The organism is Pseudomonas sp. SW-3 (genome assembly GCF_016615645.1).
Taxonomy (GTDB): Bacteria; Pseudomonadota; Gammaproteobacteria; order Pseudomonadales; family Pseudomonadaceae; genus Aquipseudomonas; species Aquipseudomonas mandelii.
In genome coordinates, this window is sequence record NZ_CP067098.1 from 5784401 (window position 1) to 5795826 (window position 11426).

Genomic DNA, 11426 nt, shown 5'->3' on the forward strand with positions numbered 1-11426 from the left:
TCGAGGAATCAGGCATGGCCAAGCAAGCACTCATCGTAGTTGATATCCAAAACGACTACTTTCCTCAAGGCAAGTGGCCGCTGGTCGGCGCCGACGCTGCCGCCGACAACGCCGCCCGTCTGCTCAAAGCGTTTCGCGACGCGGGTGATTCGGTGGTGCACATCCGCCACGAATTCACCTCCGAAGAAGCCCCCTTCTTCACCCCGGGTTCCGAAGGCGCGAAGCTGCACCCCAAAGTTCTGAACCGTGCCGAAGAGCCGGTGGTGCTCAAGCACTTCGTCAACTCGTTTCGTGAAACCGAACTGAAATCGATCCTCGACGAGCAAGGCATCAAGGAATTGGTGGTCGTTGGCAGCATGAGCCACATGTGTGTGGACGGCATCACCCGCGCCGCCGCGGACTTTGGCTACACCGTCACGGTGATCCACGACGCCTGCGCCTCACGCGATCTGGAATTCAACGGCGTTACGGTGCCCGCCTCCCACGTTCACGCCGCGTTCATGTCGGCCCTGGGTTTCGCCTATGCGAGCGTGATTTCCACTGATGAATTCCTGGCGGCTAACCACTAACCACATAACGTATTGATCAAATTCCAAAAAGGGCCCGCCGCGTTTTAGCGCTGCGGGCCTTTTTCATGGAGCGGAAAATGTATGACAAAAAATCTCACGCGTGAGCTATTGAGCGTGGCAAAAATTGCCTGTAGTGTTTCTCACGCGTGAGTTTTTCACAACGAGGTCAGCCCATGAAAAGCAGCTCTCCATCGAGTCCTCCCACAGGACCCGATACCGATTCGGCAAGCCGCAAGGGAGAGCGCTCCAAACCGTCCGCGAAAAAACCATCGAGCTTTTACATGAAGCAGATGCGCGCGGGCCTGGGTGCCGCCGGTTATGTGAAACACGAGACTTGGGTGCTTCCCGAAAACCGAAGCCTGCTCAAGCAGATGGAGAAACAGCTTCGCCAACCGATTCTGGCTGGCTCATTCATGTCGGAGAATTACATGAGCGCAGGTACAAACTGGAACATCGACCGCCTCTTCAGCGCCCTTCAAGCCCTGGACGAAGTGGTTTCAAACGACATCACGCTTTCTCTCGTTCAAGGCTCCGAGTCCAGCATCAAGCTGGAAATGAACGACTTCGGTGGCTTGCCGATTTACATCGCGGTGGTGGGCGAACAGATCATCGTCGACACCGTTCTGGTCGACATCGAGTCCATCAATGACGTACCGGCCTTCAATGACGCCGTGCTGCGCAGCCGGGAGATGTTCCCGCTGTCCTCGATCGGTATCGAGTCCATGCCGAACGGGCAGATTGTCTACAACATGTTCGGCGCTCTGAGCTCCGACTCCAGCCTGACGAACATCGTGACCGAGGTCAAAACCCTGGTCGACAACGTCCAGCGCGCCAGCGAAGCCTTCGAACGTTTCTTCAATTAATTATTCGGGAACAGGAAATATCCAATGACTCAGTCCATCTGGAGCAAATTGTTCACCGCGCTGCGTGGCGGTGCCAACGAAGTCGGCGAATCGATCGTCGACCAACAGGCCCTGCGCATCCTCGACCAGGAAATTCGCGATGCGGACAGCGCCCTGGCCAACGCCAAGCGTGAGCTCGTCACCATCATGGCCAAGCACAAACTGTCGGCTGACCGCGTCAGCGAGTACAACGCCAAGATCAAGGACCTGGAATCCAAGGCTCTGGCCGCCATCCAGGCCAACCGTGAAGACCTGGCCCTGGAAGTGGCCGAAGCCATTTCGACCCTGACCAACGAGCTGGACGTCGAGCAAAAGCAGGCCACCGAGTTTGGTGGTTACGCTGAAAACATGCGCAAAGACATCACCAAGGCTGAAAGCCGCATCAAAAGCCTGCGCCAGCAAGTGGACATGGCCAAGGCGCGCGAAAGCGTACAGAAAGCCCAGGTCAGCGCTTCGATTGCCAGTGGCGGCGCCAACGGCAAGCTGGAAACCGCCGTCGGTACGCTGAACCGTTTGCAGGCCAAGCAGCAGCAACGCGCCGCTGAACTGGAAGCCCAGGACCAATTGGCCGATGCGTCGACGGGCACTGACCTGGAACGCAAACTGCGCGATGCCGGCATCACCCCGGACGCAGGCAGCGCCAATGCGATCCTGGAGCGCCTGAAGCAAAAATCGGCCGAATAACCGACTCTCGAGTCGAACGCATAACCTATGGGAGCTAGCCTGCTAGCGATTGCGGTTTGTCAGAAAACATTGATGTCGACTGACTCTCCCCCTTCGCGAGCAGGCTCGCTTCTACATGGAATGTGCTGAACTGACAGACATTCAACTGTCGAGGTCAAGGATGGATGCCCTGAAGGGTTTCAAGACAATCGCAGGCCTGGCGCTCTTCATGGTCGCGTTGCAACTGTTCAACGTCGCGACCGGCTACAGCCTCATGGCCTTCGGTTTGATCCCGAGAACCGTGCACGGTCTGCTCGGCATCATCACCTCGCCTTTCCTGCACGCTTCCTTTGCGCACCTGAGCGCGAACCTGATTGCCTTTTTGATTCTGGGTACCCTGGTCATCATCGAAGGACTCAACCGGTTCATTGCGGTCAGCGCGATCATTATTCTGCTGGGCGGCGCGCTGGTCTGGCTGTTCGGCTTTGCAGGCGTACACATCGGCGCCAGCGGCTGGGTGTTCGGACTGTGGGCATACCTCTTGTCCCGCGCCTGGTTCCACAGGAGCTGGGGCAACCTGATAACGGCCGGCGTCGTGGCCTTGCTCTACGGCGGTCTGATTTTTGGCTTCCTGCCTCGCCAGGGTGTTTCCTTCGAAGGCCATCTGTTTGGTGCACTCGCCGGATTTATTGCAGCCAAGGTACTTTTCTCGGCGCCGCGCAACAGGTTTAATGCCGCCGGCTGAACGCACTTGCGCAGTCAGACGCCGAGGCGATGACGTCGCCAGGAACAAGTACCCACGGAGTCAGGGACGAAATGTCGATTTTCCTTTTATTGCGCATGTATGCCTCGTCCCTCTTCCACCGTTTCGGCTGGGCAGGCCTGGTCATTGCCTTGGGCGTACACCTGACCACGGCGTATCTGGGCCTGGTGTTACTGGGCGAACAACACCTCACCGCGCCCGCCACGTTTACTTACTTCTATCTGACCACCACACTCACCGTCGGTTATGGCGATCTCGCGCCGCAGACAGCGGCGGGACGGATATTCGTGGCCACCTGGGTCATGCTCGGGGGCATTGCGCTGCTGACGGCAGCCATCGGCAAAACCACCAGCAGCGTCATCGATGCATGGAGAAAAGGCATGAAGGGCAAAGGCGATTTCACCGGCAAGGTCGGCCATACGGTTCTCATCGGCTGGGAAGGCGCGTCCAGCGAACGGGTCATTGAGTTGTTGCTCCAGGACGAAACCTCGAACGACAACCTGATCGTCATTTGCGATTGCACCCTTGAAGAAAACCCGATGCCGGGTAAAGCGAGCTTCATCAAAGGTGAAAGCCTGTCCTCCGTGGCCTTGTTGCTGCGCGCGGGCGTTCCCGGTGCCGAGCGCGTTCTGGTGCGAACCCATTCAGACGACCTGACCCTGGCCACCGTGCTGGCGGTCAATCAACTGCAGCCTGTCGGGCATGTGGTCGCCCACTTCAATGACAGTGAAATCGCTGCGCTCGCCAGCGCCTACGCGCCCAGCCTGGAATGCACTTCCAGCATGGCCATCGAGATGTTGGTGCGCGCCTCGCAGGATCCGGGCTCGTCAGTGGTCATCAATGAACTGCTGTGCGTGGGCCAGGGCGCCACTCAATACCTGATGAAACTGCCCGAGGCCTTTGAAGCGACGTTTGGCGATCTGTACACACGGATGAAAGAACATCACAACGCCACGCTCATCGGCTATCGCGCCAAAGGCGCCCGACAACCGTCGATCAACCCGCCCGGCGCCACACGCGTTGAGGGCGGCGAGCTCTTCTACATCGCCTCCACTCGCCTCAAGGAAATCTCCAATGGGATGGTTTAAACAGTTGATGGGGCTTGAGGCCCCGAACGCGACGACAGAGTCGAAATGGACCGCCAGCGAATCCCTGCCCGTCACCGGTCCGCTGGACCTGGCACTGGGCAAAGGCGTGATGTTCGACACCACCCTGAAATTGTTGCTCGACGGCAACACCACGGTGACCATCCCGGGCTCGCAGCAGATCTGGAGCAACGGCACCGTCGATCTCGGGCAGTCGACCTGGCTGTCACGCTACTACATGAACGAGGAAGACTACTGGCTGCAGGTGCATACCACCGGCGAAATCGCCGGGCAGGTTGAGTCGGTGATCCTGTTCAATTACCTCAGCTACATCACCATCAGCAGTGAAGCGGAGTTGCGCCGATTGGCCGGTCCGCAAAGCCTGATCGGGCTGCCGACCTACACCCACAACGGCGTCGAATACACCCGCGAATGGGGCACCGAGGATGGCCAGACAGAATTGGTGGCGTTGAGCGAGCAGCTGAAAAACCCGAAGGAGTCCTACGGCATCGAGCACCGTTCGATGCTGTACGCCCGCGAAACCGGCCTGACCGACCGCCGGGAATTCCTGCTGTTTTCAGTTGAGGAAGACGCCGAAGGCACCATCAGCTTGAGCACGTCGCTGGGCATTTCGCTGTACACAACCGACCTGAATACTTTCTAAAAAAGGAAGCAGTCCATGCTAGAAGCACTCTCTATCTCCTTGAACAAAGCCGCCGTGTTCGGGTTTGTTTCGTACATCCTCGGCGCCGCGGTATTGTTCGCACTGTTCCAGTTCATCTACACCCGCATCACCCCGCACAAGGAATTCGAACTGATCCGTTCCGGCAACGTAGCCGCTGCGATCGCCCTCGGCGGGGCCATCATCGGTTTCGCCATTCCGGCGAGCAACGTGATTGCGTACTCGATCAGCATCCTCGACTTCGTGGTCTGGGCAGTCATCGCAGCCCTCGTTCAATTGCTGGCATTTCTGGTCACCAGCCTGGTGCTCAAAGGCACCTCCGAGCGCATCAAGAAAGGTGAAATCGCGGCGGGCATCTACGTGGCAGCCGTGGCCATCAGCGTCGGCATGTTGAACGCCGCGTGCATGACTCCTTCCCAGAACTGATTGCGCCCGGAGATCCCGATGAAACGAAGCAAGTACGTTCAGCTTTCGCTGGCAGCGTCGGTCGCCATGGCGATATCAGGCTGCGGGCCGACGGAAAAAACCTACGCGGTGCAGAAGAAGTACAACTTCCAGTCCGTTCAGCAGTGTGCCGATGAAAAGCTCCCGGTGGACGTGTGCTCGGACGCCTACATGACGGCCATGGCCGAGCATCGCCGCATTGCGCCGGTGTACGACAGCCAGGCCGATTGCGATGCCGACTTCGTCGCCGACTGGTGCCAACAGGATTCCGCCGGCAAGTTCATCCCCAAGCTTGGCGGCTTCGAACTGACCGCTGATGGCCAGGTGACGCAATCCCAGGTGGACGCGGCCAAGGCTCAATTACCCGCCTCGGAAGCGGCAAACACGGGTGGCTCGGGCTTCTCCACCAGCAGCCTGCTGACCGGCCTGCTGATCGGCAACATGCTGAGCAGCAACCGCAACAGTTACTACTCCGAGCCGGTGTACCGCTATCGCGATGACCGCGGCAGCTACTCGAACTCGACGCTCAGCCAGCGGATTGCCAAGGGCTCGACGTTCACCAAGTCCAATCAGGCAAGGTACGGCAGCAGCAACTACGCCGACTCGGTTCGCTCTTCTACCAGCAAGCCGGTCTCCGTTGCCTCGTCCACCTCCCGTGGCGGCTTCGGCAGCAAGGCCAGCGCACGCAGCGGCTGGGGCGGCGGCGGATCGAGCAGTTAAGGAAACCGGGCCATGAAGAAGATCCATTGCGCAGAGCGTCCTGACTGGAAACAGACCGCCGAGAATCTCGGCTTTCTGTTCCACACCATCGACAACGAACCCTACTGGGATGAGAGCGCGTATTACCAGTTCTCGCTCAAGCAGATCGAGAACGATCTCGAAGACCCGACCACCGAGATCCATGGGATGTGCATGGACCTGGTGGCCCGCGTGGTTCAGAGCGAGGAGTTGCTGGAGCGCCTGAGCATTCCCGCGCCATTCTTCGACATGGTGCGCACCTCATGGCTCGAAGGTCACCCGCACCTGTACGGGCGCATGGATTTCTCCTACAACGGCACCGGGCCCGCCAAGTTGCTGGAACTCAATTACGACACGCCGACCAGTCTGTATGAGGCGGCGGCGTTTCAGTGGGGCTGGCTGGAGCAATGCATCGAACGCGGCTTGCTGCCCAAGCATGCCGACCAGTTCAACAGCATCGACACAAAACTGCATCAGGCCTTCGCTCAATTGCAGCTCAAGCAACCCTTCTATTTTGCCTCGATGAAAGACTCGGTCGAAGACAAGGGCACCACCGACTACCTGCGGCTGGTGGCGGAAAAGGTCGGCATCGAATCACGCCACATCGATATCGAAGACATCGGCCTGACCAGTGACGGACGTTTCGTCGACCTCGAAGATCGCTGGATCCCTCACCTGTTCAAGCTGCACGCCTGGGAGTTCATCTTCCACGAGCCCTTCGGTGCAGCGATTGCCCAGAGTGATACGCAATTTTTCGAACCGGCCTGGAAATCCATCATCTCCAACAAAGGCATCCTGCCGCTGTTGTGGGAATTCAACAAAGGTCACCCGAACCTGCTCGCGGCGCACCTGGATACCGAGCCGGGCAAAGCCGTACCAAAAGGCTGGGTGCGCAAGCCGTTCTTCTCCCGGGAAGGTGCCAATATCGAGCTGCAAACTGCTGACGGCCTGATCGTGAAAGAGGACGGCCCCTACACCGATGCGCCGTTTATCCTTCAGGAGTTCGCGCCGCTTCCGCAGTTCGGCGACAGCTTTACGTTGATTGGCTCCTGGGTAGTCGGCGATCAGGCGGCGGGGATCGGTGTACGTGAGGACAACAGCTTGATCACCAAGGATTCGAGCCGGTTCTTGCCGCATCTGATACTCGACTGACCGCTCCATCGCCCACTAAAAAGGCCCGGTGAGGACATATCGACAGACGCCCGCAAGACTTATGGCTGAAATGCCGGATAATGGCGGCCATTCGTTTAGCCGTTATTCTGGTAATCCCCCATGGAAATCAAGGTCAACTTTCTCGACAACCTTCGACTTGAAGCCAAGTTCGACGACTTCACGGTGGTGGCCGATCAACCTATCCGCTACAAGGGCGATGGCTCGGCGCCGGGTCCGTTCGACTACTTCCTGGCGTCGTCGGCGTTATGTGCGGCGTATTTCGTGAAGTTGTACTGCGACACTCGCAGTATTCCCACCGAAAACATCCGCCTGTCGCAGAACAACATTGTTGACCCGGAAAACCGCTACAACCAGATTTTCAAGATCCAGGTCGAGTTGCCTGCGGACATCTCCGACAAGGACCGCCAGGGCATCCTGCGTTCCATCGACCGTTGCACCGTGAAAAAAGTGGTGCAAGCCGGGCCTGAGTTTGTGATCGAAGAGGTGGAAAACCTCGACGCCGATGCCCAGGCGTTGCTGATGCCTGCTTCTACCTCAGAGGCGAGCACCTATATCGCGGGCAAGGATCTGCCACTGGAGCAGACCATCGCCAATATGTCGGCCATTCTGGCGGACCTGCGCATGAAGATTGAAATCGCCTCGTGGCGCAATATCGTGCCCAACGTATGGTCGCTGCATATCCGCGATGCACACTCGCCGATGTGTTTTACCAACGGCAAGGGCGCAACCAAGGAAGGCGCACTGGCGTCGGCGTTGGGCGAGTTTATCGAGCGACTCAACTGCAACTTCTTCTACAACGACCAGTTCTGGGGCGAAGAGATCGCCAACGCGCCGTTTGTGCATTACCCGGACGAACGTTGGTTCAAGCCTGGCCGTAAAGATGAACTGCCGAGCGAAATACTCGACGCGCACTGCCTGAAGATTTACAACCGCGACGGCGAGTTGCGCGGTTCCCACCTGATCGACACCAACTCGGGCAATGAAGAACGCGGCATCTGCGCGCTGCCCTACGTGCGCCAGTCGGACGGCGAAGTGGTGTATTTCCCGTCCAACCTGATTGAAAACCTGTTCCTGAGCAACGGCATGAGTGCCGGTAACACGCTGGCCGAAGCCCAGGTGCAGTGCCTGTCGGAGATCTTCGAGCGCGCGGTAAAACGCGAAATCATCGAAGGTGAATTTGCCCTGCCGGATGTGCCCGCCGATGTGCTGGCGAAGTACCCGGGAATACAGGCCGGTATACAGGCGCTGGAAGAGCAAGGGTTCCCCGTATTGGTGAAGGATGCGTCCCTGGGGGGGGAATTCCCGGTGATGTGCGTCACGTTGATGAACCCGCGTACCGGCGGCGTGTTCGCCTCGTTCGGCGCGCACCCGAGCCTGGAAGTGGCGCTGGAACGCAGCCTGACCGAATTGCTCCAGGGCCGAAGCTTCGAAGGCCTCAACGACTTGCCCCAGCCGACGTTTGAAGGTCATGCGGTGACCGAGCCGAATAACTTCGTCGAGCACTTCATCGATTCCAGCGGCGTGGTGTCGTGGCGCTTCTTCAGTTCCAAGTCGGACTACGAATTCGTAGAGTGGGACTTCTCCGGCCAGGGTGAAAACTCGAATGCCGAGGAAGCCGCGACCTTGTTCGGTATTCTCGAAGGCATGGGCAAGGAAGTGTACATGGCGGTCTACGAGCATATCGGCGCGACGGCATGCCGCATCCTGGTCCCGGACTATTCGGAAATCTATCCCGTGGACGACCTGATTTGGGATAACACCAACAAAGCGCTGTTCTTCCGCGCCGATATCCTGAACCTGCATCGCCTGGACGACGAAGAACTGCAAGCGCTGGCTGAGCGCCTGGTGGAAAGTGAGCTGGACGACTACACCGACATCACCTCCCTGATCGGCATCGAGTTTGACGACAATACCGTTTGGGGTCAGCTGACAATCCTGGAGTTGAAACTGCTGATTTATCTCGCCTTGCAGCAATTTGAAGAGGCCAAAGAGGCGGTGGAGATGTTTCTGCAGTACAACGACAACACGGTCGAGCGCGGCTTGTTCTACCAAGCTGTCAACGCGGTGCTGGAGATGAAGCTGGACGAAGATCTGGAGTTGGAAGACTACGAGGCCAATTTCCGTCGGATGTTTGGTAACGAACGGATGGATGCAGTGATCGGCTCGGTGGACGGCAGTGTACGCTTCCATGGTTTGACGCCGACCAGCACCAAACTGGAGGGGCTCGACAGACACCTGCGGTTGATCGAAAGCTACAAGAAGCTGCACTCGGCACGGGCCAATGTGACCACGTTGGCCGGTTAACAGCGGCAACAAAAAAGCGAAGCCATATGGCTTCGCTTTTTTTGTCTACGGTTCTGAAAAACTGCGGATCAGAACGGGATATCGTCATCAAAGCTGTCGAAATCCGGAGCCGGTTGTGGCGCTGCCTGCTGTGGAGGCGGAGCCTGACGCGACTGCTGCGGTGCTGACTGCTGCGGGCGCGGAGCCTGCTGGCGTGGAGCCGGGGCGGACTGCTGGTAGTTATTGCCCCCGCCTTGTTGGTCGCCCTGCTGTGGACGGCCGCCGAGCAGTTGCATGGTGCCTTGCATGTCGACCACGATTTCGGTGGTGTAACGCTTGATACCGTCTTTTTCCCACTCGCGGGTCTGCAGCTTGCCTTCGATGTAGACCTGCGAACCTTTACGCAGGTATTCACCGGCGATCTCGGCCACCTTGCCGAACATCGAAACACGGTGCCATTCAGTCTTCTCGACCTTCTGACCGGTTTGCTTGTCGGTCCACTGTTCGCTGGTCGCCAGACTCAGGTTGGTCACGGCGTTACCGTTAGGCAAGTAGCGAACTTCGGGATCCTGGCCGCAAGTGCCGACCAATATGACTTTGTTAACCCCACGGGCCATAACGTTCTCCTAGGCTACGCACGCTGCCCCGGCCGGGTTGTTCACCAGGCGCTCAAGGGTGGTGCGATCCAATAGTTCTGTGTCCAATTTGATGTAAATCGCCGCTTCATCAGCAACGATTACCGCATCTGTTACCCCTACGACGGCCTTCAGGCGGTCAACCAACCCCGCTTCGCGGATCGCCTCGGGCGACAGCGGCAAGCGCAGACTCGTCACGTAGGGAGGTTCACGCATGGTAACAGCAAAGGCCAGCCAAAGTGCAGCCAGGCCGGCGCATCCGAGGAATACGACCGACAAACCGCCGTGCTGGAACATCCAGCCGCCGAGGATCCCCCCCAGCGCCGAACCGAGGAACTGGCTGGTGGAATAAACCCCCATCGCCGTACCTTTGCCGCCCGCCGGTGAAACCTTGCTGATCAGCGATGGCAACGAAGCTTCCAGCAAATTGAAAGCGGTAAAGAACACCACCGTCCCGATCACCAGAGCCCGCAGGCTGTCGCCGAACTGCCAGAAGAATAGCTCAGTGAGCATCAGCGTCAGCACTGCGCCCAATAAAACTCGTTTCATTTTGCGTTTCTTCTCGCCGTAGATAATGAACGGGATCATGGCGAAGAAGGAGATCAGCAGCGCGGTGAGGTAGACCCACCAGTGCTGCTCTTTGGGCAGCCCGGCTTTTTCCACCAGGGCCAGGGGCAATGCAACGAAGCTCGACATCAACATCGCGTGCAACACAAAAATGCCAAGGTCCAGGCGCAGCAGGTCCGGGTGCTTTAGCGTCGGCATCAGCGCCGAACGGGCGACGCCGGACTCACGGTGCTGCAACGGTCCGGTGGAACGCGGCACCATGAACATGACGATCACGATGCCGAACAGCGCCATGCCGCCCGTGGCGAGGAACAACCCCGACAGGCCGAAGGCGCGGGTCAACAGCGGCCCGACAACCATGGCCACTGCGAAGGACAGACCAATCGTCATGCCGATCATGGCCATGGCTTTGGTCCGGTGCTGCTCGCGGGTCAGGTCTGAAAGCAACGCCATCACTGCGGCGGAAATAGCCCCGGCGCCTTGCAGGATGCGTCCGGCGATGACGCCCCAGATCGAATCGGCATTGGCTGCCAGCACGCTACCGAGGGCGAAGATGATCAGCCCGAGGTAAATCACCGGACGACGGCCGATGCGGTCGGAAATGAAGCCGAAAGGAATCTGAAAGATTGCCTGGGTCAGGCCGTAAGCGCCAATCGCCAGTCCGATGAGGGCCGGGGTCGCTCCTGCCAGATCCATCCCATAGGTCGCCAGTACCGGCAACACCATGAACATGCCAAGCATACGGAAGGCGAACACCAGGGCCAGCCCGCTTGCTGCGCGGGTCTCACTGCCACTCATGCGTTCGCTGTGGGGATCGTGCATGGAAAAACCTCATGTGAACCGGCGGCGATTCTACCAGTCCCATCGATTGACGGGGTATATCGCGACGCTTTGACGCGCTCCGCTGACAGACTCTTCATGT

At 58.6% G+C, this 11426-nt stretch carries 12 protein-coding genes; 10 read left to right on the forward strand and 2 right to left on the reverse strand.

The annotated features are described in order from the left end of the window. The first annotated feature begins 14 nt into the window (after positions 1-14). From JIO00_RS26200 to JIO00_RS26245, 10 genes are all read left to right on the forward strand, one after another. The gene (locus tag JIO00_RS26200; RefSeq protein ID WP_172791795.1) at positions 15-569 is read left to right on the forward strand and encodes a cysteine hydrolase family protein; all 555 of its coding nucleotides are present in this window, start codon (positions 15-17) and stop codon (positions 567-569) included. Positions 570-850: 281 nt separating this feature from the next. After that, a complete protein-coding gene (locus JIO00_RS26205) occupies positions 851-1432 on the forward strand; it encodes a YjfI family protein (RefSeq protein ID WP_010467297.1) in 582 nt (193 codons plus the stop codon). A 24-nt stretch (positions 1433-1456) separates the two neighbouring features. Then, a complete protein-coding gene (locus JIO00_RS26210) occupies positions 1457-2155 on the forward strand; it encodes a PspA/IM30 family protein (RefSeq protein WP_010467296.1) in 699 nt (232 codons plus the stop codon). Positions 2156-2315: 160 nt separating this feature from the next. Then, a complete protein-coding gene (locus tag JIO00_RS26215) occupies positions 2316-2879 on the forward strand; it encodes a rhomboid family intramembrane serine protease (RefSeq protein WP_077749252.1) in 564 nt (187 codons plus the stop codon). A gap of 71 nt (positions 2880-2950) precedes the next feature. Next, positions 2951-3985: an ion channel gene (locus JIO00_RS26220; protein ID WP_077749253.1), complete on the forward strand. Its 1035-nt coding sequence runs from the start codon at positions 2951-2953 to the stop codon at positions 3983-3985. Next, positions 3972-4646, forward strand: coding sequence for a DUF2491 family protein (locus JIO00_RS26225; RefSeq protein ID WP_200667137.1), 675 nt, complete (start codon positions 3972-3974; stop codon positions 4644-4646). Before JIO00_RS26220 ends, JIO00_RS26225 begins: the two co-directional genes overlap by 14 nt. Positions 4647-4661: 15 nt before the next feature. After that, positions 4662-5090 (forward strand): DUF350 domain-containing protein, encoded by a 429-nt coding sequence (locus tag JIO00_RS26230; protein ID WP_010467290.1) that lies wholly within the window; start codon positions 4662-4664, stop codon positions 5088-5090. Between the two features lie 18 nt (positions 5091-5108). Then, on the forward strand, positions 5109-5828 hold the full coding sequence (locus JIO00_RS26235) for a DUF1190 domain-containing protein (protein ID WP_010467288.1): 720 nt from the start codon (positions 5109-5111) through the stop codon (positions 5826-5828). Positions 5829-5840: 12 nt separating this feature from the next. After that, a complete protein-coding gene (locus JIO00_RS26240) occupies positions 5841-6998 on the forward strand; it encodes a glutathionylspermidine synthase family protein (RefSeq protein ID WP_200667139.1) in 1158 nt (385 codons plus the stop codon). Positions 6999-7118: 120 nt separating this feature from the next. Continuing rightward, on the forward strand, positions 7119-9323 hold the full coding sequence (locus JIO00_RS26245) for an OsmC domain/YcaO domain-containing protein (RefSeq protein WP_200667141.1): 2205 nt from the start codon (positions 7119-7121) through the stop codon (positions 9321-9323). 68 nt (positions 9324-9391) lie between these two features. Here the strand turns inward: JIO00_RS26245 and JIO00_RS26250 are convergent, their stop codons facing one another. Together JIO00_RS26250 and JIO00_RS26255 are read right to left on the reverse strand one after the other, a co-directional pair. Next, a complete protein-coding gene (locus JIO00_RS26250; RefSeq protein ID WP_010467282.1) occupies positions 9392-9919 on the reverse strand; it encodes a single-stranded DNA-binding protein in 528 nt (175 codons plus the stop codon). Positions 9920-9928: 9 nt separating this feature from the next. Next, entirely contained in the window at positions 9929-11326 is a 1398-nt protein-coding gene (locus tag JIO00_RS26255) for an MFS transporter (RefSeq protein ID WP_083375648.1), read from the reverse strand. Positions 11327-11426: the final 100 nt, after the last annotated feature.